At 55.9% G+C, this 22,920-nt stretch carries 16 protein-coding genes; 10 read left to right on the top strand and 6 right to left on the bottom strand.

Annotated features, from left to right (window positions below):
* The first annotated feature begins 147 nt into the window (after window positions 1–147).
* From FYC48_RS05290 to FYC48_RS05280, 3 genes are read left to right on the top strand one after another with little or no spacing between them, the layout of a single operon-like run.
* The gene (locus FYC48_RS05290) at window positions 148–660 is read left to right on the top strand and encodes a MarR family winged helix-turn-helix transcriptional regulator (protein WP_149495551.1); all 513 of its coding nucleotides are present in this window, start codon (window positions 148–150) and stop codon (window positions 658–660) included.
* A gap of 35 nt (window positions 661–695) precedes the next feature.
* Window positions 696–2,180, top strand: coding sequence for a YeiH family protein (locus FYC48_RS05285; RefSeq protein WP_149495550.1), 1,485 nt, complete (start codon window positions 696–698; stop codon window positions 2,178–2,180).
* Window positions 2,177–2,449 (top strand): hypothetical protein, encoded by a 273-nt coding sequence (locus tag FYC48_RS05280; protein ID WP_230775643.1) that lies wholly within the window; start codon window positions 2,177–2,179, stop codon window positions 2,447–2,449. The genes FYC48_RS05285 and FYC48_RS05280 overlap by 4 nt, the downstream gene beginning before the upstream one ends.
* Window positions 2,450–2,465: 16 nt before the next feature.
* On the opposite strand, the gene argH is transcribed toward FYC48_RS05280, so the two are convergent.
* Window positions 2,466–3,842 (bottom strand): argininosuccinate lyase, encoded by a 1,377-nt coding sequence (gene argH, locus FYC48_RS05275; protein WP_149495549.1) that lies wholly within the window; start codon window positions 3,840–3,842, stop codon window positions 2,466–2,468.
* 120 nt (window positions 3,843–3,962) lie between these two features.
* Between argH and FYC48_RS05270 the strand changes: the two genes are divergently transcribed.
* On the top strand, window positions 3,963–6,770 hold the full coding sequence (locus tag FYC48_RS05270) for a hypothetical protein (protein WP_149495548.1): 2,808 nt from the start codon (window positions 3,963–3,965) through the stop codon (window positions 6,768–6,770).
* On the opposite strand, the gene FYC48_RS05265 is transcribed toward FYC48_RS05270, so the two are convergent.
* The 3 genes from FYC48_RS05265 to FYC48_RS05255 all read right to left on the bottom strand — a co-directional run bounded on the left by FYC48_RS05265 (window position 6,771) and on the right by FYC48_RS05255 (window position 10,163).
* The gene (locus FYC48_RS05265) at window positions 6,771–7,745 is read right to left on the bottom strand and encodes a type II secretion system F family protein (RefSeq protein WP_235034076.1); all 975 of its coding nucleotides are present in this window, start codon (window positions 7,743–7,745) and stop codon (window positions 6,771–6,773) included. It lies immediately after the preceding gene.
* Between the two features lie 65 nt (window positions 7,746–7,810).
* Entirely contained in the window at window positions 7,811–8,782 is a 972-nt protein-coding gene (locus FYC48_RS05260; RefSeq protein WP_149495546.1) for a type II secretion system F family protein, read from the bottom strand.
* A 64-nt stretch (window positions 8,783–8,846) separates the two neighbouring features.
* On the bottom strand, window positions 8,847–10,163 hold the full coding sequence (locus tag FYC48_RS05255) for a CpaF family protein (RefSeq protein ID WP_149495545.1): 1,317 nt from the start codon (window positions 10,161–10,163) through the stop codon (window positions 8,847–8,849).
* A 303-nt stretch (window positions 10,164–10,466) separates the two neighbouring features.
* Between FYC48_RS05255 and FYC48_RS05250 the strand changes: the two genes are divergently transcribed.
* Window positions 10,467–10,706 carry a hypothetical protein gene (locus tag FYC48_RS05250; protein WP_149495544.1) on the top strand — a complete coding sequence of 80 codons (240 nt, stop codon included), beginning with the start codon at window positions 10,467–10,469 and terminating at the stop codon, window positions 10,704–10,706.
* 42 nt (window positions 10,707–10,748) lie between these two features.
* Here the strand turns inward: FYC48_RS05250 and FYC48_RS05245 are convergent, their stop codons facing one another.
* On the bottom strand, window positions 10,749–11,750 hold the full coding sequence (locus tag FYC48_RS05245) for a Gfo/Idh/MocA family protein (RefSeq protein ID WP_149495543.1): 1,002 nt from the start codon (window positions 11,748–11,750) through the stop codon (window positions 10,749–10,751).
* Window positions 11,751–12,354: 604 nt separating this feature from the next.
* On the opposite strand from FYC48_RS05245, the gene FYC48_RS05240 reads away from it, so the two are divergent.
* From FYC48_RS05240 to FYC48_RS05225, 4 genes are all read left to right on the top strand, one after another.
* A complete protein-coding gene (locus FYC48_RS05240; protein WP_230775648.1) occupies window positions 12,355–12,774 on the top strand; it encodes a thioredoxin family protein in 420 nt (139 codons plus the stop codon).
* Between the two features lie 82 nt (window positions 12,775–12,856).
* Window positions 12,857–13,732 (top strand): UDP-N-acetylmuramate dehydrogenase, encoded by an 876-nt coding sequence (locus tag FYC48_RS05235; protein WP_149495542.1) that lies wholly within the window; start codon window positions 12,857–12,859, stop codon window positions 13,730–13,732.
* Between the two features lie 185 nt (window positions 13,733–13,917).
* Window positions 13,918–14,739, top strand: a complete 822-nt coding sequence (locus tag FYC48_RS05230; RefSeq protein ID WP_149495541.1) for a cell division protein FtsQ/DivIB — start codon at window positions 13,918–13,920, stop codon at window positions 14,737–14,739.
* A 266-nt stretch (window positions 14,740–15,005) separates the two neighbouring features.
* Window positions 15,006–16,949, top strand: a complete 1,944-nt coding sequence (locus FYC48_RS05225) for a hypothetical protein (protein WP_149495540.1) — start codon at window positions 15,006–15,008, stop codon at window positions 16,947–16,949.
* A gap of 85 nt (window positions 16,950–17,034) precedes the next feature.
* Here the strand turns inward: FYC48_RS05225 and FYC48_RS05220 are convergent, their stop codons facing one another.
* Entirely contained in the window at window positions 17,035–20,340 is a 3,306-nt protein-coding gene (locus FYC48_RS05220; protein WP_235034075.1) for an amidohydrolase family protein, read from the bottom strand.
* Between the two features lie 564 nt (window positions 20,341–20,904).
* On the opposite strand from FYC48_RS05220, the gene FYC48_RS05215 reads away from it, so the two are divergent.
* Window positions 20,905–22,905 (top strand): RNA polymerase sigma factor, encoded by a 2,001-nt coding sequence (locus FYC48_RS05215; protein ID WP_160149333.1) that lies wholly within the window; start codon window positions 20,905–20,907, stop codon window positions 22,903–22,905.
* Window positions 22,906–22,920: the final 15 nt, after the last annotated feature.

Raw genomic sequence — 22,920 nt, 5'->3', positions numbered from 1 at the left:
CTTGCCGAGACGACTTGAAAACGAGAACGGACAACCGTCGAAAACAACGTGCATCAAAGATTGACCTGCTAATACTTTATTGATAAAGTATTTTCGCGTCAACTGATTCCCGGTTACTCTTTTAGCGTCTTTCGCTTGGATTTGTCGATGACTGACTTGTCGCAAGAGCTCCGCCGCTGCCAACCGTTCGCCAGTGTCGACCAAGAAGCGATGCTGAGTTTGGTACGCACCGGCGACCAATTGGACAATTATCTCGCGCGTTTCTTCCGCCAGCACGACCTAACTTTTTCGCAGTACAACTTGCTTCGCATCCTAGACATGGAAGATCGTCCGCTCAGTTGCGGCGAAATCGGCGAGCGCCTGGTACAAGTCGTTCCGGCGGTGACGGCACTGGTGGATCGCTTGTTGAAACGCGAACTGGTAACCCGAGAACGATCAGAATCCGATCGGCGAACGGTTTACGTCAACATTACCCCGAAAGGCCGTCAAGTTGTTGCCCCGGTGGTCGACCTGCTTCGTGACCTTGAAAAAGAAGTCATGAGCGAAATGAAACGGAAAGAACAAAAGGAGCTTATCCGCTTGCTCGGTCTCGTTCGGTCCGGCATGAATCGAGCGGTCGAACGCCGGGCCAGTGAGTCACTCTCCAGTTCAGGCCTTTAACGCATCACTCGCCCCTCCCCCTCTCCGCCCCGCCTATGTCTTCTAAACACGAATCCTCGGACCAAACAAACTCAGACCTAAACCCTTACACCGCAGGGACCGTTCCCGATCCTACGGATCCGAGTGATCGCGTGACGCTGCCGGATGAACGAAAGAGTTTGTGGCAGGACATGACGACGAGCGAAGATTGGTGGGCGATTTGGTGCGCCGCAATATTACTGGCGATCGCTTTCGCGGCCGTCTGGTTTGCGAAGCCAGACGGGTTGGCCGAAAGCATCGTCGCTCAGGATCCCATCGAAGTGGTCAGCCCACTGAAAGATTGGATCGCCAAGCCGGGGAAGTGGGATTCCAATCCGCTGCAATCGATCGGCTCAAGTTGGCAAGGTATCTTGGGCGTGTTTGTGATCATTGGCGTATTGTTTGCCGCCGCGAACCAAATTCGCAGCAGATCTGGGCAAGCGTTTTTAATGGGCTTTCCGATCGTGTTCGCGTTGGCAACGTTCGCTTATGTGCTGGCCGGCCAGAGCGTGATCAAGGCTTACAATTTGGAATACGCGCTCTGGGCATTGTTGGTTGGCTTGATCGTTAGTAACACCCTTGGAACACCGGACTGGTTACGGAAGGCCGCGCTCACGGAGTTCTTTATCAAGACAGGGTTGGTGCTGCTCGGGGCTGAGGTTTTGATGAGTCGTCTGTTGGCGCTCGGGCTTCCCGGTGTCTTCGTCGCCTGGGTAGTGACTCCCGTTGTGCTTGTCAGCACATTTATCTTCGGTCAAAAGGTGCTCAAGATTCGGTCGAAATCGTTGAACATGGTGATCTCGGCAGACATGTCGGTGTGTGGCGTGTCGGCTGCGATTGCCACGGCGGCGGCTTGCAAAGCCAAGAAGGAAGAACTGTCGCTTTCGATCGGGCTATCACTTGGTTTCACCGTGATCATGATGGCGGTGATGCCGGTGGTGATCAAAGCACTGGGATTAGATCCGATCTTAGGTGGGGCCTGGTTGGGTGGAACGATCGATTCGACCGGTGCGGTTGCCGCGGCCGGTGCCGTTTTGGGGGACGAAGCATTAGAAGTTGCCGCGACGGTCAAAATGATCCAAAACATCTTGATCGGGGTCACTGCATTCTGTGTCGCAATCTACTGGGTGACCTACGTCGAACGCGATGAATCGGGTCCCAAAATCGGCCTTTCTGAGATCTGGTATCGATTCCCCAAGTTCGTGCTGGGATTTGTTTCGATGTCGATTTTGTTTTCGATTCTCTATTCAACGCTGCTCGGAGGGCCCGAGTTGATCGGCGCGATGATCAGTGGTTCGACCAAGACACTTCGCGGGTGGTTTTTCTGTTTGGCGTTCGTCAGCATTGGACTGGAAACGAACTTCCGACAATTGCTACCCCAGCTCAAAGGTGGTAAGCCACTCGTTTTGTACGCTAGTGGTCAATCCTTGAACCTTATCCTGACGCTCGCGATGGCATGGTTGATGTTCAAGGTTGTCTTTGCCGATTCGGTGGCGCCATGATGAAGCGTACGACGGTCGTCCGAGCAGGATCGTTTTCGGCAATCATGGCAATGCTGGCTATCGTCTGGTTGGTCGTCTTGCCGGCGTATGCACGGCAACCGCAGATGAGACGTCATTTGCACTGGCTAGACGAGCGGGGAATCGACCCGAGTGCGATGTACTACACCGAGTTGCCGGTGATGGAACGACTTCTCGCCGAGCAACGCCTTGACCAACTACGGCGAGCTAACGCTTTCCCGGTTGATCGGAAGCACTCGCGCAATCGTTAAGCGAAAGCCCCTTGATTCAGGCTAACCGCTGTTGCCAACGCTTGATCTGTTGGCGGACTTCGTCAGGTGCAGTTGACCCGTAACTGACGAAGGCTGAAACGGCGTTTTGGGTGCCCAGGCTTTCGAGAATCGACTCGTCGACTTCGGGGGCATGTTGCCGCATTTCGTCGATCGTCAATTCGGCCAGCGGAACCCCCTTATCCATCGCGGCACCGACGATCGCGCCGACGGCGTGGTGCGCGGTGCGTTGTGGGATGCCCTTTTTGATCAGCCACTCCATCAGCGTGGTCGCGTCCAGGTAGCCTTCTTCGATTCGGCTTGCGATCCGCTGGCGTTGAAGCTCGCTGCCGGCGACGATCGGAACCGCCAACTCCAACATCGCCGTCACGGTGTCGAATGAATCGAACAAGGGTGGCTTGTCTTCTTGCAGGTCGCGGTTGTAAGCCAATGGCAGATTCTTGACCAACAGCATCAACGTTTGCAGGTTGCCCATCACTCGCGCCGACTTACCACGGGTCAATTCCAGTGTATCGGGATTGACCTTTTGCGGCATGATGCTGCTGCCGGTGCAGAATTGGTGCGGCATTTTGATGAATCCGAATTCGACGGTGCTCCAAAGGATCCATTCTTCGGCCCAGCCCGAGAGGTGCGACGCGATCATCGACAACACGAACGCGCTCTCGATGATGAAATCACGGTCGCTGCTGGTGTCCAAGCTGTTGGCCGTGACGCCTTCAAAGTCCAGCGCCTTGGCGGTTTGTTGTCGGTCAATCGGTAACGTGGTGCCGGCAACCGCCGCCACGCCCAGCGGGCATTCGTTGACCCGGCGCCGACAATCGGCCAAGCGATCGCGATCGCGTTGGAACTTTTCGATATAGGCCAGCCAGTAATGGGGGGCCAGCACCGGTTGGGCACGCTGAAGGTGGGTGTAGGCAGGCAGGATGACATCGAAGTCGCCTTCGCAGCGACCGAGAAACGCTTTCTGCAGTTCTTCCAGCAATGCCGAAACATGATCAAGTTGCTCGCGAATCCACATCCGAGCATCAGTGCTCACCTGGTCATTTCGACTACGAGCGGTATGAAGTTTGCGGCCCACGTCGCCGATCCGGTCGATCAAAACCGACTCGATGTGCATGTGGATGTCTTCGAGTTCCAAGCGAATGGGGAAGTCGCCGGCTTCGATTTCCGTCTCGATTTGACGCAGCGTGTCACGAATCTTGGTGAAGTCATCGCCGCTGATCAGCCCCACGTTTTGCAGCATTTCCGCGTGTGCGATCGATCCCCGAATGTCTTGGCGATACAGCCGCTTGTCGAAACTGATCGACTCGGCGAAAGCTTCCAAACGGGCGTCGGTGCTGGACTGAAAAACACCGCTGCGGGAGGGACTGTCCACGATTTGCCTATTCAAAGTTGGTGTGCTGGGGGATAATGGTGCGAAACAGCCTGCCAGTATCGCCGAGACAGTAGATTCTGACGACCGGGCGTTTCGATTCCGTCACAAACAAGCCATCGAATGATTTTTTATCACGATTCACAACGACTCGTTCGAACCACAATCACGATCGCGGGGATATTCATTGGGGCCTGCGTGTTGCCGGCGTCAAACGCAGACGCCGTCGAAGTATTGGCGTCGGCGATCGCCGCACCGAAAAACACTGCGGCGTCGGGATCGAATGCCGGCCCCCATCGTTACGGCGTTGCGATTATCGAGTTACCTTTGGCGGTCCCGTTGGTCGGAAAAAAAACGGCGCCGCTGAGTGTCTCAAGTGCTTCCGGAAGAATTCACTATCCGGTCGTCGAGGACATCGAGATCCCGATCACGCCGGCGAGTGAACGGCCGGTTCCTCAGCCTGGCAACGGGCGGTTGCTCGGTCGATTGGGAAAGCTGATTCGTGAGTTGACCGACGAAGATCAACCGCAAACCCAAATCGTGGCCCGGCGGATCACATTCTTGTTCACCGGCGACGCTCCGATGACCGTCGACCTTTCCGACGAAGGCGGGGAAATCGGAACGTACGAGTTGGTTCCCAAGTTAGACGCGACCCTTCACGCGACGGGGATGAATCAGTGGTGGGTCGCCTATATCGAGCGGGCGAAGTCACTGATCGACGGCGGCGACTATCCCCCTTGGGTTGAAACCTATTTGGTCGCGATGCTTAGCGGTCGCACCGGCAATGGGCTGCCCGATTGGTTCATCGAAAGTGAAGAAAAATCCGACCCGCTGTTAGAAACACTGAAGTATCTCGGCGGGGCCGAAGAGATCACTCGGCATATCTTTCGTCGCACCGCCGCAGGGTTAAACGATCAAAATGCGCCGGGACCGAGTTCGGATCCGCAAGCATCGGTGGCGATGCCTGCCCCACCGCGCTGGCAACAATCACCGTTGCCAGAAATCGATGATGCCGTCGTCACCGAACCGATCGCTTCGAGGGTTCCACCGGAATGTTTTTACATCCGCTTCGGTTCGTTCACCAACTACCTTTGGTTTCTTGATTTGGCCGACGAATACGGCGGCGACATCGGAAGAATGGTGACGTTGCGGGGAACGGTGAACGAGTCGACGGAACGTTTTCAAAATCAGATCGCGACAAAGATCAACCAACTTTCGCGGATGCTCGGGGCGACGGTCGTTCAAGACCAAGCGGTTATCGGACGCGATCTGTTTACCAATGATGGCTCATCAATGGGCGTGATCCTGAAAGCCAGTAATGCGTTTCTGTTGCGATCGTCGCTCAACAATGATCGGTCGACTCGCGCGGCCGAAGACGACAAGTTGACCTTAAAAAAAGTGGACGTCGATGGCCATCAGGTGTCTTTGTTGTCCAAGCCAGACAACTCCATCCGATCGTTTTTAGCCGAAGACGACGGCTACTTTTTAATCACCAACAGCAAGACTTTAGTGCGTCGTTTTTATGAAGTCGGGAAATCGAAACAGTCGCTAGCGGCGACCGATTCATTTCGACTGTCACGTTCATTGGTTCCCGTCGAACGCGATGACACGATCTTCGCGTACTTCTCGCCACAGATGCTACAAGGTTTAGTTTCTCCGGAGTACATGATCGAACTCCGACGTCGGTCGGCAGCGGAGAGCGATGTGTCACTCGTCCATTTAGCCAGGCTTGCCGCCGCATCCGAAGGCATCGGCGGTGAACCTTCCCAGCTTGGTGTCGAGGAATTAATCGAAGAAGGGTTCTTGCCGCTCTCGTTTGGCAAGCGACCCGATGGCAGTGGCGTGGTAACGCTGGGCGAACGCGTGATCGACACGATGCGCGGGGCACGCGGCTCGTTTTTGCCGATCGCCGATGTCGAAATCGATCAGGTCACCGAACAGGAAGCCCGTTGGTACTCGTCGATCGCCGGCGAATACAGCGAACGATTTCCGCAGATGGATCCGATCATTGTTGCCGTCCGCCGCGACGAAGTCCCGGGGGCGCCGGCGCTCGAACGGATCACCGTCCACGCAGAAATCGCCCCATTGACGCCGGAAAAATATGGACGCTGGGCAAAACAACTCGGCCCGCCGACGAAGGTCGCAATCCGATCGGCACCCGATGACATTGTCACGCTCCAGGCGCATGTGGCGAGCGATCAACTGGGTCCGCCGACACATTTATTCGTCGGGATCAAGGACAACTTCCCACCCGAGCCCGAAGATTTTGACGGGTTGCTGAATATCTATCGGTCGCTGCGAGGTCTCCCCGGTTATCTGGGTGCTTGGCCTCAGCCGGGGGCGCTCGATCGACTTCCGCTGGGGCTCGGTCGTGGACGTCCGGTCGGTCCGGGGATGAGCCGTTTGATCGGTGGTTTGTATCGCTACACCGGCGGTGGTTTCAGCGTCCTTTCGTTTCAGGACGAAGTGCTGACGTCGACGCTACCTTTCTTAGAAGCAACCGAAGTGGCCGAAGCGGCGACCGTTCGTGGTCGCGTTGGCAGCTTGTACGGGAGCCAACTTGAGGGCTGGGTCAACAACCAGCTTTATCAACGGGCGGCAAGAAGCAGCGTCGCCGGTGCGGAGTTCCTCAACTTACTGACGCGACAACTGGAAGTTCTCCCCGAAGATGCCTTCTCTCGCGTTCGACAAGTACTCGATGCCGATTTGCAGTGCAGCCTAGGCGGCGAGTACCAATTCAATCCCAATCGTCGCAGTTGGGAGAGCACCGCTTGGGATGGCCCGCGACCGGCTGAATTCCCGCCGCAGGATTACGTGTCGCCACTGTTGCACTGGTTTCGCGGCGGCGAGTTCACGATGATTCAGTACGCCGATCGCTTGGTCGCCGACGGGCAGATGACGGTGGCTCGAAAACCCGTCACGAACAACTGATCACTGGCTCAGCATGTTGCGATACATGCTGATACCTGCGGGCCCGACCAGGACGACGAAGATCCCCGGGAAGATGAACAAGACGAGCGGAAAGATCATCTTGACCGCCGTCTTGGCTGCCTTTTCCTCGGCAATCTGACGACGTCGTGTTCGCATCGCATCCGATTGGACACGCAAGGCTGCCGAGATCGACGAACCAAACTTGTCGGCTTGGATCAAGATCGACGCCAACTGTTTCAGGTCATCGACACCGCTACGGAAACCGAGTGCTTGCAGGACGTCGCTGCGGGTACGTCCGAGCTGCAGTTGCTTGTTCGCGATTCCAAATTCCTCGGCAATGTCTTTGTGGCTTTTCTCCATCTCTTCGGCCACTTTGCGCAGTGCTTGGTCCATCCCTAAGCCAGCTTCGACGCAGACGACCATCAAGTCAAGCGCGTCGGGAAGCCCGAGGAAGATTCGTTCCATGCGTTTCTTGGCAAGGAAGTCCAACGCGAACTTGGGAATCATAAACCCGATGATCAATCCGCCACCGACCTTGATGATCATGTCTTGTCCGAAACCATCGGCGAGCAATCCATAGGTGCTACCGACGAACAGTCCGAAGGCGGCGGTTCCGAGCTGAATGGTTTTGAAGACGACCGGTGCGGCTTCGCGACGGAAACCTGCGTTCATCAATTTTTCGCGAAGCTGGCCCATCTCTTTCTCGTTCCCGCTGACCTTATCGGCCAGTGGTGTCGCGGCGCGTTCGAGGTAGGCCGTGAGCGCTTCGTTCTTGGAACGCGATGCGTCGCCGCCTTCTCCGGTCGCACCCGACGCACGACGTTTCCGCATCATGTCCAAACGCGCCTCGGCGCGCGGTTTATCGTCACCGGAAATTCGGTTGAGGACAAACCAAGTTCCGAACGTGACGAAGGCGAATATCGCTCCGGCGGTCAGGAAGATCGGATTGATCGTAACTGCGAGTAAGAGAGTCATCATGTTGTCCCCGAGGGAGGCTGGCGAGCCGGTTTTGTCTGGTGATGTTGGGTGTCGAGACGCGATTAAACTTTGATCGTGATAATTTTCTTGATCACGATTGCGCCGATGATTTGGGTCAGCAAGCCAAATCCAAGCATGTAGCGTCCGAGTTCATCGGTGAACAGCATCATCACGTACTCGTAGTTCAGTTTCAGCATCACGAGAAACAGAACCGGAGGCAGCGCTAGAAGCACCGCACCACTCATTCGACCTTCCCCGGTCAACGCTTGGATCTGGCCGAGAATTTGAAGTCGTTCACGGATCAGGTGCCCGATCTTGTCAAGGATTTCGGCCAAGTCACCTCCGGTTTGTCGCTGTAGCACGACGGCGGTCGCAAAAAAGCGAAGGTCCATGTTGGGAACGCGATCGGCCATGTCCTCGATCGCTTCGTCGAGCGGGATCCCAAGGTTTTGTTCTTCGAACGCGCGTCCGAACTCTCGCGCCAACGGATCTTCCATTTCTTTGGAAACCAAACCGAAGCCCGCGTTGAGCGAGTGACCGGCCCGTAGAGATCGGCCGAGTAATTCGAGGGCTTCGGGCATCTGTTTGCCGAATTTGTTGAGCCGACTGCGTCGTTTCAACATCAGCCATCCAAAGGGAACGGCGGCAAACACCGGGCCGACGAAGAATGCGAGCAGCTTAAAGGGACTGGCGAGACAAATTGCGACGCCGAATCCAAAGGCCGCAAGGCAGATCATCACGAATTGCGCCGGTGGCATGCGAACGTCGGCCTGATCCAGGTAGTCGCCGATGCCGGGAAGGTTCTCAGTGAGGTTCGACAAGAAACCTTTGGCGTCATCAAAACCACCATCAAGCAGCAGCGAGCTCGATTCGTCTTCGCCGTCGGGTCCACCACCGCCACGACGACGGGATGCCATTTGAGCAAGCCGATCTTCGGTCGCCGTATTGTCGCTGCCCGGCACTAACACGGTTGCGGCCAAGGCGACCAGGGACGCCACGAAGACGCCGACGGCAATAAGAATGACAGTCGTCATGGGATCTTGATGATAGGAGGGAAAGTCTCAGAAAGTTGGATCAATGAGAGGTCGTGAGCGGCGATCAAGCATTCATCATCGTGCGTTCACGGAAGGCACTCGAAGGCAGGCGGACGCCGGCGGCTTCAAGTTTGTCCATGAAGCTGGGACGGACGCCGGTGCACTCAAACGTGCCATACGCCTTGCCGTCTTCACCAATCCCTTTCTGTTCGAACTTGTAGATGTCTTGCAGGACGATTGTCTCTTGTTCCATCCCGACGACTTCCGTGATCGCCGTCACGCGACGCGGTCCACCTTGTAATCGGTTCGCCTGAATCAAAACATCGACCGCACCGGAGATCTGTTGACGGATCGCTTTGACCGGCAGTTCGAAGCCGGCCATCATGACCATCGTTTCCAGACGGGCGATCGCGTCGCGAGGCGTGTTGGCGTGAATCGTCGTCAACGATCCGTCGTGACCGGTGTTCATCGCCTGCAACATGTCCAACGTTTCCCCGCCACGACACTCACCGATGATGATTCGTTCGGGACGCATCCGCAGGGCGTTTTTGACCAGATCGGTCGCGGTCACCGCACCGTTGCCTTCGATATTTGGCGGACGGGTTTCCAGCCGAACAATGTGGTCTTGTTGAAGTTGCAATTCGGCCGCGTCTTCGATCGTCACGATCCGGTCGGAATGGCCGATAAACGATGACAGGGTGTTCAACAACGTCGTCTTACCCGAACCGGTACCGCCGGCGATGATGCAGTTCAGTCGTGCCTTGATACAACCTTCCAGCAGCATCACCATCTCAGGCGTGAACGCCTTGTAGTTCAGCAGGTCCTCGAGTTTGAGCGGATTACTACCGAAACGCCGAATACTGACCGCGGCGCCATCGAGCGCAAGCGGAGGAATGATCGCGTTGACCCGCGAACCGTCTTCAAGTCGCGCGTCGACCATCGGACATGTTTCGTCAACGCGGCGGCCGACCTTACTGACGATTCGGTCGATGATCTGTAGCAGATGCTTGCCGTCACGAAACTCGACATCGGTCTTCTGCATCTGGCCGCCTTTTTCGACGTAGATGTTCTTGGGACCGTTGATCAAGATATCACTGACCTTGGGATCTTTGAGAATCAACTCAAGGGGGCCGAGGCCGAAGGTCTCGTCCAAGACTTCGTCGACGATTCGTTCACGCTCTTGTCGATTGAGCAACGTGTCTTCGGCGTCGCATAAGTGTTCGATGACCACTCGGATTTCGCGTTTTAGCGCTTCACCCTGCATGTCACCGACACGCGACAAGTCGAGTTTGTCGACCAGCTTGCCGTGAATTCGCGACTTGATTTCTTCGAATTGATCTTGGCGGTTGTCCGCTCGTCCTGGCATGGATCGCGTGGCCATCGTTCGTTTCCTCGCTGCTGCCCTCGGGCAGACCCGTGTCGTGATGTTCGATTGTGCGGGTCTGTCGCGTTGTGTTGTTCGAGCGGACTTTGCCGCCCGAAAAAACACGCTGTTAGAACACTTGGTGCCGTGAAACACGGTGTCTGGCGCGGACCCTGGGAAAACATAGGACGGAAAACGCAGCTTCCAGATTGGCCTCCGTAGAAATTCAGCAATTCCCGTCAAAGCGGCCTTGATGGTTCTCGCTTGTCAGCCAGCGGGCGTACGGACCAACCGTGTCACAGGTGGCGCAACGATCGGAACATGAACACTATCACATTGCCTTATCGGCCCGCTGGTTTTCCCGCTTCAAAATCGATCGACGATTGCGACGCACTGATGGTGTTGTTGCGATCGGGAAAGATTGTGATCACACACCGAGAAGGTCCGGTTCGGCTGTGCTCGGCTCAGCGGGTCTGCAAACCGCTTCGATACCTTCGTGCCGGCGAAGACGTGTATTACAACGGTCGTCGGGATACGGTGCGGGCAATCATGGTCTATTAAGCGATCGGTACGAAGCAACCGACGTCTAGCGACAAACGCTTGCTAACGATTCTCGGCCAAGTCGACCCGGCATCCCGTTTCGTGACTTTGACGCGCCGCTTGCACGACGCTGGCTGCCTCATAGGCATCGACTAAGCCGTTGAGATCGAGGACCAAGCTAGTCACGCTGCGATGAAATTGTCGAAGCATCCGCTCACCAACCGGACACTCGGTTTCCAGTGACTCGACGTGACGGCCCGCGTCATCAAACCAAACCAGCGTATTGGGCAAATCGATAAACGCGACACCATTCTCGCATTGCACCTTCATTGCCGCCGGGGATCGGAAACTGGCTGCTTCTTTCCATTGGGCCGGCAAGGTGCTATCGGTGGCGATTTCCGCGATCGCACTGCGTTGGCGATTTTGATCGGCTTTGCCATAGTTCAGGACTAGCGACTGAAACAGGTCTTCCTCACAAACGGAACTGACCGCGGTCGGCGACCGACCGACGATATAGCGGCACCAGTCGACCAGTTCGACCAATTCGCTATCGTCGGTTCGACAGGCTCCCGGGCCGAGATGCGTGGAAGAATCGGCCGCGATCGCTTGTCGATGCACGCGAATTAGACGCGGGGCACCGAGCCTGGTGGCGATCAGCTCTTTCAAACGCAGGGTGGCCGGTGCGAATCGCCTTGGCAACTCGGCCATGAAGGCAACGCCACTCTGTTCGATCGTCTTGCGGACGGACTGTTGACCCTGAGGATCAAAATCCAGTCCCGCGCCCCAATAGACAGCTTTGCCGGCTTGGCAGGCGGCCATCGCCGGCAGCCAGCCAAGCCAACATTGCTTGAGTATCAATACGGCATCGATATCGCAGCGATAGACCAAGCTGCGATAACCGTCGATCGGATCCGCCTGAAATTCTTCCGCGGTCGATTCAGCGAGCTTGGAAATCGTGCTGTAAACCGCACGAACGTCGAAACGATCGTCCAGGACGCGAAGGGCCGGACGGTAGCGTGACTGCCAGTGTTCGCCCAACCCGATCAATCCGACACGAAGCCTCATCTAATTGGCCTCGAAAAATCCGGTGACTGCCACGTCACACCTAGAAAAATCGGGGGTACTGCAACGATCATCAGGGGGGCAGCCTTTCATTCCGTCGGTTAGGTACACTTGTGTACAGATTGCTTACTGACTCGGGGCACACCTTTTGGCACGCTTCAACTGCTTGGCTGTTCGAAGCTTAGCGACTTTATGGCCAGTTTGTCTTAAGTTATTTCAATTTTTCCGCCGGGTCGGATCCAGCTTATTTGCAGATTTCTGAGGGGAGCGTCTTGATGCCGGTCCGGGCATCCATATACTCCGCCCAACCTTCCGGAGCGGCAGTTCCGGCAGGGTTGCCCCAGGTTTCCCAGAATGGTTCTGGGAGCCACCGATGTGGGAAAGATCTGTAGTTGGACGATCTCCCATTAGGGCACACTGTTGGCCACCATGGCGCCCAAAAGAATGGGCAGCGCTCACAACGGATTGGAACGGCGTGGACAACAACGAATGAATCGCCCTCGACGGCGTGTTCGGATGAATGATTCACTCATCTAAATCAACATTCAATCGAACGCAATGGCTTTCAAGTCCCGCAAATTGAATCGCGGACCGTCGATCGGTATCCATGCTAAAATTCGAGGAGCTCGGAATGGTTTCGTTGCTGTTAGCTGTATTGCTTGGAAGTGCTACATCAGCCCCCATCAAGACCGACTACGCAGAGGCGTACAAGGAATCGGTCAAGGAAGGTAAGCCTTTGATGGTCGTCGTCAGCGCACCGTGGTGCCCTGCCTGCAACGTCCTGAAGCAATCCACGCTAGAACCGATGGCTGCCACCGGTGAGTTTGATGACGTGAGCGTTGCGGTATTGAATCGAGACGAAAACTCGGAATTGGTTGATCAATTGACCAAAGGCGAGCGCATGCTGCCGCAAATCATCGTGTTTTCGCGCACCAACGCCGGCCAGTGGAAACGACAATTGCTCAAGGGCTATCAGTCCAAGCAACCGGTTCGCAATCTGTTGCGTTCGGTCTCCCCCCGCGGCTAAAGAGCACGCCGGCCGTGTAAAGTCCGAGAAGGCTGGTGTGAGTCCCACTGGCATGAAATGATCCCTGCGGTATTATCCAGGCATGATTCCAGAAAGCCTTCAACATGTCGTTCGCTCCGACGAATCGCTCGCTCCCCTGGTTTGGTTGGGGATCGGCGGTCCGGCACACTTTTTTGCCGAACCGGTCGATCTTGACCAAGTCGCCGCGATCGTCGTTTGGGCGGCCGAGAACGATTTGCCTGTTCGACTCCTTGGATCGGGTAGCAATGTGCTAGTCCGTGAATCAGGATTCGACGGCGTCGTCATTTCGCTGGCTGCCGCGGCAACCAGCGGTTTATCGATCAATGACAACCGGCTGACCGCCGGTGCGGGAGCCCAACTGTCGCATGCGGTTGTCAAAGCCGTCGGCGCAGGCCTGGGTGGGTTGGAACACCTCGTCGGCATCCCCGGAACCGTCGGTGCAGCCGTCGTCGGCAACGTCTCCAGCGGTGGCCGCGACATCAGCCCAGTGGTCAAGGCGATTCGTGTCGTTGAATCGGACGGTACGATCCGCGAAATCTCGCAAGAGGACATTGGTTTCACCTACCGAAAGACCTCGTTGACCGGATCGATGATCGTCGAAGTGGACTTCGAACTCGACCCCGGCGATTCGGCGGCGCTGACCAAACGACTGCAGAAACTCTGGATCTCTCGAAATTCCTCGCGGCCTGCTGACATCGATCGCATTGCGATGCCGTTTATCGACCCCGATACGATTTCCGCTCGCGAATTGATTCAGAACGTGGGCTTAACAGGAATTCGAGAAGGCGACGTTTCACTCGATAACGCTCAGCCGCACTATTTGATCGCACATCAAGGTGCGACCAGCGATCAGTGCTTGAAATTGATCGACCGAGTTCGCGAGCAAGTGCTTCTTCAAACCGGGATCGACTTGCAACTGAATCTACAGATTTGGTAGAGCGTCAGGAAATAAGTTCCTCGGATCAGGTGAAGCGGCGATGTGTCCTCGGATCCGATGGCGTGTTTCACGCAAACTGACGGTCCGACACGATGGCGCAAACCGATGATGCTGACCCTCGGCCCATCCGAAGGCTGCTGCGTCGGTTAGTCAAGGCGCCCGCTGCGTGGGCTCTGATCTGGCCAATGGCATTGTTAGCCGCTTCCTATTTTGGCTACTCCCATTGGTTCTCGACGTATTTCGCGGCCAAGCATCAAAGTATCGATCCGGCAAAGATTGTCGTCACCGAGCCCCATGAATTTGTACGAACCAATTTGGTCGAACAAGTTTATCAGTCCACACGTCTTGCGGACCTTTCGCCACTTGATCGCGAAGCCACCGCAAAACTAGCCTCGGCGTTTTCAAACCATCCCTGGGTCCGCGAAGTTCGCTCGATTGCCAAGCTTCCTGATGGGAACTTCAAAATCGATATGGAATACCGCCGCCCCGTGGCAGCGTTCCATGTCACCGGCGAATCACGATGGTTGCGTGACATTGAAAACCACCTGACCAACTTGGGCTATTCGATCAACGGCGGGATCAACGACCTCTACTTTCCCCTCGACGGCGAAGGGTACATGTTGCCCACCGACCAAATGACGCTCGACGACACGAGACGTTTGATACATATCGAAGTCAGTGAGGTGTTTCCTAACGGCAACGAAGGAACGCCCTTTGGGGATCGGCGTGTGGAATCGGCCGCGATGTTGGCTAATTTGCTGTCCGCCGTCAGCGACCGGATTCAGATCGCAAAAATCACCGTCAGTGGCGATCCTCGGATGAATATCGTGCCTCAACTAAGCCTGATTACCGGCAACAATACGAAATTGCTCTGGGGAAGCCCGCCGGGAATGGAACAACCCAACGAACGCGGCGCGAAAGCTAAACTGACAGATCTGCTCAGCGGTAACTTTGTCCCCGATGGTGACTTACGAATCGCGACGGGGACCCGTGGCTCAGTCAGGTAATCCGCCGACGGTCTCGGTTGGCCCTCCAGTTGTCACGACGTGGCCTGTCGGCATGGCGATCCGCCCGTAGGGCGTTGCTGAGTGCAGTGGTGATTGCGGATCGTACCCAACATTCGATTCGGGCGGCGTGTTGTGCCGTTTCACCGGATCGCTCAGCGTCGAAAATCTGTATTGCCGAAGAACCACGCCTGCAAAGCCGCTTTAAATTCACTATCTTCTCTTGTTGGGTTAACTTTCGACCCCATTTTGCACCCGGGAACTTCTCCATGGCTGGTCCGTTCACACCATCACGTTTGTCGTTTTTTTCCAATCGGTTCAGTGCTTTGGGGCGGTGCGCCGCATCGTTGGTGGTGACCGGCGTCGGCCTGTTAGGATCTGGCCTGTTGGGAACTGGGCAAGTCGCGCGGGCCGAGCAGTGGTATCTGCCGATTGAGACGTCGGCACGAGAGTCGGTCGATCAAATCGATCCCGAACGCATCGCCGACGTCGATCAGAGCCGTGAAGCATTCCGATCGGCGGTCGAAGAACTGCGCGGGCATTTGTCAAAGACGACATCGGAAGACAATGCCGCCGCGTGGATGACCTATCTGGCAATCGAACCGGTCGTACGGTCGATTGATTCGGAGGCGAACGACCGAACGATTTCAGAAAACCTCGATAAGGTCGCGCGTCGTGCGACCGGCGTCTTCCCCGGTCTGGAAATCCGTCCGATCGATCGATTGCGTTCGGCGGCCCATCAATACAGTGACGCGTTACGGTATCGACGCAAGGATGTCATTGGCAACGCGCTTGGCAAACAACTCGAACGTTTTTCCGACCAGTGGGCCGACATCAAGCAATCCCCCACGCCGGATGACATTGCGACGCTACGTTTAATGCTTGACCTGCTTGAACGTACCGATCAACACGTCGCCTTAGTCGATCAATCGCGTCAGTTGTTCTCTTCACCGAACGTTGTTTTGCATGTTGACGAATCTGTGGTGCAGCAGGCGATCAATCGGTCAGTCGACCAAACGACTCCGGTTCGAGATTGTATCCTCGGGACCAGCATCTACGGCAATGCAACGATGAACGGATCAGTGCTTGCCGAACTGGAACCATCGGTCGGTAGCATCCGAGTCCGATTAGCGCTCACAGGAACGGTCTCGACCAACAACATTGGCTTCAATCGTGGCGTCCGAATTCGTACGACAAGTAATGCCTTTGTGAACTCGACCCGCATGGTCGAAATCGATGACAATGGGCTCTCGTTTGGTCCCGTGATGACCGATGCGTCGCTGCAAACGGATGTCAACTCAATCGAGCATCGCTTGCGCCTGGTCCGACGGATCGCAAGAAAGAAAGCCGCCGAACAAAAACCGCTGGCAGATCGCATTGCGCACCGAAAGTTAGTCCGGCGCGTCAGTGACGAGTTCGCCGACGAGACCGAACAGGCATCTTCGGATCCTTCGCCAGACTTGTTAGGCAAGCTCCGTGTGTGGCTGAACCGATTGGACTTTGATGAACCCGAGCGGCAGGTCGGTTCCACCGGGGAAGCGATCATTGCATCGGCGACGATCCGCAAGGGCAACCAACTTGCCTCACCCTCGACACCGCCGGCGATCGAAACTCCAGCCGAGATCGCGATTCAAATTCACGAGTCGGTGATCGACAACACGTTGGGAAGTTACCTTGCCGGTCGAACCCTGCGCAAGTCTGACTTGGATCAATTGATCGAGCGATCGGGCCGGACGAGCGCCGCAAGCGAGGGCGCATCGGAGGAAGAGTTCGAGATTGATTTCGATCGTTCACGACCGATCATCTTTGAATCTCGAAACGGAAAGCTGGTTCTGGGTATTCGCGGAACACGTTTTTCGCAGGGTTCACGCGAACTGAAGCGACCGCTCGAGATCGTCGCCCCCTACCGTGTCGTTTCGTCTGAAAACGGCACGTTCGTTCTCGATCGAACCGAGGAGGTTCAAATCAACTTCCCTGGCACCAAGCGTCTTTCGGTCGCCCAAGCCGGTTTGCGCAATTCGATCAAACAGGGCTTTGCCGAAGCATTTCCGCAAACATTGTTGAATCAACCGTTAACGATTCCATCAGACGCTAAGGTCGACGCGTTTGCAGGAAAGTCCTATCGGGTCCGATGGATCGATATCCGAGACGGTTGGTTGACCGTAGGCATCGGGGCCAGCGACCCCACGTTGTCGTCAACCGCAATGCATTAGCTTTGAACTTGCGTTTTTGCTTCACCAATCCGCGAGTGCTCCGTCTAAACCCATTGTCCGGGTTCGGCTCATCAGCCGGCGGGCGTTAGCGGTCAGAGCGAATCATCCAGTCGGGCAATCCGCCGGGACGACTGCATTCACAGCCTCGCATTTGTGACATGATCGGCGCGACCATCGTCTGTCCGTTGCTAAAGAAGAATTTGGGAGCCGGTTGTTGTTGACCGCCAATTTCTTGCATCGTTTCGGCGCGGAACAATCGCCCATTGATCATCACCAATTCGACCTTTTCGCTATGCCGGATCTCTTCGGTCGGATCAAAACCGCGTTCGATGACGACGAGGTCGGCAAGTTTGCCAACTTCCAGTGAGCCGATGTCATCGTCGAGCCCAAGGTACTTCGCACCGTTGATCGTCCCACATCGCAATGATTCGATCGGCGTCATCCCACCTTGAACAAAACTCCATAGTTCCCAGTGGGTATCGATCCCATTGAGTTGACCGTGGCCGCCGGCTTGGACCAAACCGCCATCCCGGACAACTTGCTTGGCAATCTCAGCGACACGAATGTGGTTGTAATCTTCGAGCGGTGCTTTTTGGCGTCGATGAGTTTGATGCAACTTGTGTGGCGGCAGGAAACTGTTCAGTCGTGGATGTCGCCAGAGGTCATCGACTTCATACCAGTAACGCTCGCCCGAGATACCTCCGTAGGCGACACAGAGCGTCGGTGTATAGCCGACATCGGTGCCGCGCCAAAGATCGAAGACGTCGTCATACGCCGTTTGCACCGGTAACGTATGTTCGATACCGGTGTGGCCGTCGACGATCATTGTCATGTTGTGCATGAAGGTTGATCCGCCTTCGGGAACAACCATCATCTCGAGTTCGCGTGCCGCGGCGAGTACTTGTTGGCGTTGATCGCGTCGCGGTTGGTTGTAACTCTTGACGCTAAAGGCGCCGGCAGCTTTCATCCGCCGGAGGTGGAACTTGGCATCTTCGAGGCTTTCAATTTCTGCTTTAAAGCTGCCCGCGGCACCGTACAAAATCGTTCCGGTAGAAAAGGTACGCGGTCCGAGCGTTTCTCCGACACGAATCATCTCGATTGCCGAGAACGTACCGCCGGTGTCGTTCGAGGGATCATGGACGGTCGTCACGCCAAAGGCCAGCCGCGCGTAGTTGACCCAGTTTTGTTGCGGGGTAATTCCATCGCTAGACATCGGACCGTGTGCGTGGACGTCAACCAAACCTGGCAGGATGACCATCCCCGGTGTCTGAATGATGGTTGCTTCGTCAGGGATCGTGACTTCATTTCTTGGTCCGAGTGCTTCAATCCGGTTACCACGGATCACAATCGTGCCCGGATTGATAACCCCCTGTTCTCCCATCGTGACAATTTTGGCGCCGACGAACGCAAAGGTAGTTTCTGGGGCGGCGGTCGTTGTTTCAAAACCGATCGCAATTTGTTCGGGGCTCGTCGTCGGCTCGCCGGTCGGTGCGTTGTCAGTCGCCGACGTTTTTGTCGCTTCCGCAGATGTCGCGTCTGCAACTAAATCATCAGCCGGATCCTCGCCAAGGAAGCCAAATGCTTGGTCGAGTGGCTTGCGATAGAGCGTTGGGCCGAGTGCCCATACCAAGTTTGAACTGTCACCGGAAAAGTGGCACCAGTCCCCCGCCTGTTCACTGACCTTTGCGATCGGAATGGCAGATCCTTTGGGACCGATATCAATCGCCTTTCCGGCGTTGACCAGCGGTGTGACATAGACGTTGAATCGTTCAATGAAGGCCGCCCATTTCCCATCGGGTGAGACACGAAACGTCGTTCCCCATTGGCTTTTCAGGTGATCGCGTTCGTCGTCACCATCGAGTCCGACCGAGCACAGTCGGAGGTTATCCGCATCCGAACCACGATTCGACTTCAAGAAGTAAACACGATCGCTATCATTTGCGAATTGTGGAGAGTGTCCCGAATCGAGCAGGCGTTCGGCTTCACCACCATGGGCATCGACTTTGTACAAACCTGGTTCGCGCGACCACAGGGGTGATCTTAAATAACCGTCGCCGGATTTGACGAACACGATGGTTTTCCCATCGGGAGAGAACGTCGGTTCGAGGTAATGGCCGGGTTCTTTGGTCACCGTCCATGTTTGCTGTTCCTCGGGTGTCCCTGTCTTGTCGACCGCAGCGACGCGAATCGAACCAAGCGTTTCGTCGTTCCAGGTCGAGTAAACAAGGTGCTTTCCGTCACGCGAAAAGCTGGGGTAAAACTCATGATGGTCGGTCTGTGTGGTCAAGCGTCGCGGCTGGCCATCGGGCAAGTCCTTGAGCCAAATTTTGCCAAGTGCTTGATAGACGACTTGATCGCCGCGTGGTGACTGGCTGACCCAACGAAGCATCTTGACCGGGAACCGTTCCGGCGCGACTTCGACCGAGAAACGAACGGCATCGCGGACTTCACGTTCATCGACGAGGTGAAAAGGAATCACGCTTGCGGTTCCCGTCCGAATATCGATTCGCCGAATCTTTCCTTTGGCCCAAGCGATGATGGATTGATCGTCCGGCATCCAAGCAAAATTGGGATAAACACCATGAATCGCCCACGCTTCTTGCATGTCGCGTTCGAGTTCGTCGTAGACCAAGCGGACCGCACCGGATTGCAGGTCAAGCACATGCAGCGTCGTTTTCGCATCGACGCGGCGAACAAAGGCAAGCGATTTTCCATCATGTGATGGTGTCGGACGGCAAGCGCCTCCGGGCCCGGTCACAAACGCTTCGGTGGTTCCGTCCTCGAGATTCAAACGCTTGATCGTGTAAATCTGGCCGTGTGAATCCTTGTCGTATTCAAAGGTGTTTCCCGGCGTGGTGTCTTGAGAGTAATAGATATACTTTCCGTCGGGTGAGTAAACCGGTTCGTTGACGTCCTTTTGTTCGTTCGGCTTTTGTGTGAGCTGGATTCCTGCCATCGCTTCGGCGCTTTTGGCGGCCCGATGATACATCCAGATTTCACCCGACCCGAGTGATCGCCGACTGGTAAAGTGTTTGCGTCCGATCAGGTAGTCGCCGTCGGGGGACCATGCCGGTCCGTTCAGCAAGCGAAACGTTTCATTGCTGACCTGGCGAACGTCGCTACCGTCGGCACGCATGATCCAAAGATTGTCGCCGGCACGTTTGTTCTTGCCCATTCGGTCACTGGTAAATGCGATCCAGCTTCCGTCGGGACTATACCGGGGCTGCATATCCCAACCGATGCCCGAGGTCAATTTCGTCGGAGTGCGTGGTTGTTCGCCGTCGACGGGAATCGTGTACAGATCGCCGAGCAGATCAAAAACGATTTGCTTCCCATCGGGGCTGACATCAAGGTTCATCCATGTGCCTTCGGTGACATCGATCGTTTGCACCGAAGCTTTCCCGGAGGGGGTCTCAATGTCCCAGCTGTTCGATTTCGCGTTCTTATCTAAATCACTCCCCGAACTCCCGTCGCCATTTGATTCCGCCGTAACCGATTTGACGGAACTCGATTCGGAAGGAGACGCGGCTCTGGTCAACCCAAAAGACAGAAGGCCGACAGTACCGGCAAAGCAAATCACGAGGTGGAAGCGACGGAGCGGCATAGATCATTTCCCATGAAATCGGTGCGTTGAATCTAGGCGTATCGTAGTTGCGCCGCGCCGAACACGAAACGCGCCGATTCGTATTCGCCACTGTCCCGGCACAAGCTGTCGCCACTGCAAATTCACCTCCCCGTAAGCTCAATCTGAGTCTCCGAAGGTGGCTCGTACGGCTCAGGTTTCGTGCGATCGGTGGCGTGTTTCGCGGGCACGCCGTTCCTTCACTGCCCCGCTTTGAAACACGGAGCTGCCAGGGAAATCTTCTCGGCCATCGGTGGTCTGGAAAAACTTTGTGATTCCTCAGTTTTCCTGCGCGCCGCCACCTCGATTGACTGCACTACCATGGTACGAACCATGAACCAGAGCACCCCATCTATCGAATTTCAGCCCACTTTGGCTGCGGCGATCAAGAAGGCAGATCTCACTGCATCGAGCGATGCCGATCTGCTTGACGCTTGGTCGCGTGACAAGCTGTCCGAGGCGTTTACCGAACTTGTCTCACGTTACAGCGTGATGGTGCTGAGCGTTTGTCGGCGCAAATGTCGTTGCCCGGCCGATGCGGAAGATGCGTACCAAACCACGTTTCTGTTGTTGGCAAAGAATGGCCACAAAATCCGACGTCCCGAGTGCTTGCCCGGATGGCTGCACCGGGTCGCACAACGAGCTTCCATGGCAACCTTGCAACGATCGATCGAGCTACAACAATCGACCGAGCAACTCGAATGCTCCGGCGCACTGTCGGTCTCAGACGATCCGCTGGATCAAATCGCGGCCCAACATGACGCGGTGATTCTCGATGAAGAACTCGCGGCACTGCCGGATCGATACCGAACCGTTTTGGTCATGCAGGTTTACCAAGGGCTGCGGCTCGAAACGATGGCCGAGCGATTTCAAACCTCGGTCGGGACGATACGTGGCAGGCTACAACGCGGCCGAAAGTTGCTTGCCGGTCGACTGCGTCGGCGCGGCGTTGTCCCGCTTTTAGCGTTCACTTCCGCAGTTACGACGAGCGTCGGTTCCGCGGAAGCATCGCTTGCGTCGAGCCAGTTTCTACACGCATTCGGTTCCGCGAAATCGATTCCCCATCCGCCAATCCCCGAAAGTCTCGTCAATCCCCTTCTCTCAACAGGAAAGCGTCTTATGTCTCCCTGGAACCTCGCCGGTGGCGCCGCAGCAGCCGGCACGCTCACCCTATTGCTACTGACGCCCATCGACGGATTGGTCGATGCGGCTTCCGGTGACGCCCCCGAAATCACGGTCGCGAACAACCAAGCAACTTCGACGGAACTCGTACGCACGGAAACGATTGCGGTTACCCCGGCGAGTGAGTCCTCGCCTGCAACGACTGCCCAAGCCGACATGCCCAACCCTGATACGGACCGAAACGGTTCGCCAGCTTCGGAAGTCGCCAAACGAGTACAAAGTGAGCTGGATCGCTTCGGTGACCTTACCGTCGATTCAACCGTCGGTGATTTGGCAAGTACGCTTCAGGAACAGTTGTCTCTACCGGTGATAATGGATGTTCGCGCATTCGACTTCGCTCAGTTGGATCGTGATCGAACGGTCAAGTATGAGGCCAACGAGGAACCGGTTCGAACCGTTCTGCGAAAAATACTTGATCCCCTTGGCTTGAAGGCAGTCGTCCAAAACGAAGGATTGGTGATCACGGCAAATCCCAGCCAGCTCGTCCATCGCGGGATCGGAACGGACCTTTGGTTGAATGCCGACAATGATTCGATGTTAGAACTTGCTAACAAAATTTCGCAACAGACAAGCCAATCGTTCATCGACACACCGCTTGAAGACGCTATCCGAGTCTTCGAAAACGAAACCGAAATCAGCTTCCAAATCGATCGACGAGCTTTAGAAGAGATTGGACTCGATGCAGAGCTTGGCGTCACTTTTGCAGTTAATTCCGTCCCCGTCTACGACTCAATGAAATCCATGCTTCGTGATTTTGATTTGGTACTGACGGTGTTCAACAACATCCCTACGGTAACTACAGTCGAGGCAGCCGAAAGCAAGTTGCTCAACCGCGTGTACTGGCTCGAAGGACTCGGTCTCAACGGTCATTACGATTCGCTGATGCAGATGATCCAGACGACCGTCACCCCGGATTGCTGGGAAGCACTGGGTGGAAACAGCACAATGGCCCCCGGTCCGGGTGACCGTCCCTGCATTGTGATTTCGTCGACCTACGAAGTTCATCGTGAAATCGAAGAATTAATCAAAGCCTTTCGAGCCAACTCATTCGCCTCACAAGAAAGCGACGTCCCAATGAAATACGAACCGCCACAGATGCCCGCCGGTCTTGGCGGGGGTGGTTTCGGCGGTGGCGGTGGCGGCTTCTTTTAAGACCTGATTGCGATA

This window comes from Roseiconus lacunae (assembly GCF_008312935.1).
GTDB classification, from domain to species: Bacteria; Planctomycetota; Planctomycetia; order Pirellulales; family Pirellulaceae; genus Stieleria; species Stieleria lacunae.
This window is presented reverse-complemented; position numbering and strand designations above follow the sequence as displayed.

Bases quoted from the DNA above. Each gene is read 5' to 3' on its own strand.
- FYC48_RS05290 (WP_149495551.1), top strand. From the start codon at position 148: ATGACTGACTTGTCGCAAGAGCTCCGCCGCTGCCAACCGTTCGCCAGT.
- FYC48_RS05230 (WP_149495541.1), top strand. From the start codon at position 13,918: ATGGCATTGTTAGCCGCTTCCTATTTTGGCTACTCCCATTGGTTCTCG.
- FYC48_RS05270 (WP_149495548.1), top strand. From the start codon at position 3,963: ATGATTTTTTATCACGATTCACAACGACTCGTTCGAACCACAATCACG.
- FYC48_RS05240 (WP_230775648.1), top strand. From the start codon at position 12,355: ATGCTAAAATTCGAGGAGCTCGGAATGGTTTCGTTGCTGTTAGCTGTA.
- FYC48_RS05245 (WP_149495543.1), bottom strand. From the start codon at position 11,750: ATGAGGCTTCGTGTCGGATTGATCGGGTTGGGCGAACACTGGCAGTCA.
- FYC48_RS05250 (WP_149495544.1), top strand. From the start codon at position 10,467: ATGAACACTATCACATTGCCTTATCGGCCCGCTGGTTTTCCCGCTTCA.
- FYC48_RS05265 (WP_235034076.1), bottom strand. From the start codon at position 7,745: ATGACTCTCTTACTCGCAGTTACGATCAATCCGATCTTCCTGACCGCC.
- FYC48_RS05260 (WP_149495546.1), bottom strand. From the start codon at position 8,782: ATGACGACTGTCATTCTTATTGCCGTCGGCGTCTTCGTGGCGTCCCTG.
- FYC48_RS05235 (WP_149495542.1), top strand. From the start codon at position 12,857: ATGATTCCAGAAAGCCTTCAACATGTCGTTCGCTCCGACGAATCGCTC.
- FYC48_RS05285 (WP_149495550.1), top strand. From the start codon at position 696: ATGTCTTCTAAACACGAATCCTCGGACCAAACAAACTCAGACCTAAAC.
- FYC48_RS05280 (WP_230775643.1), top strand. From the start codon at position 2,177: ATGATGAAGCGTACGACGGTCGTCCGAGCAGGATCGTTTTCGGCAATC.
- FYC48_RS05255 (WP_149495545.1), bottom strand. From the start codon at position 10,163: ATGGCCACGCGATCCATGCCAGGACGAGCGGACAACCGCCAAGATCAA.
- FYC48_RS05215 (WP_160149333.1), top strand. From the start codon at position 20,905: ATGAACCAGAGCACCCCATCTATCGAATTTCAGCCCACTTTGGCTGCG.
- FYC48_RS05225 (WP_149495540.1), top strand. From the start codon at position 15,006: ATGGCTGGTCCGTTCACACCATCACGTTTGTCGTTTTTTTCCAATCGG.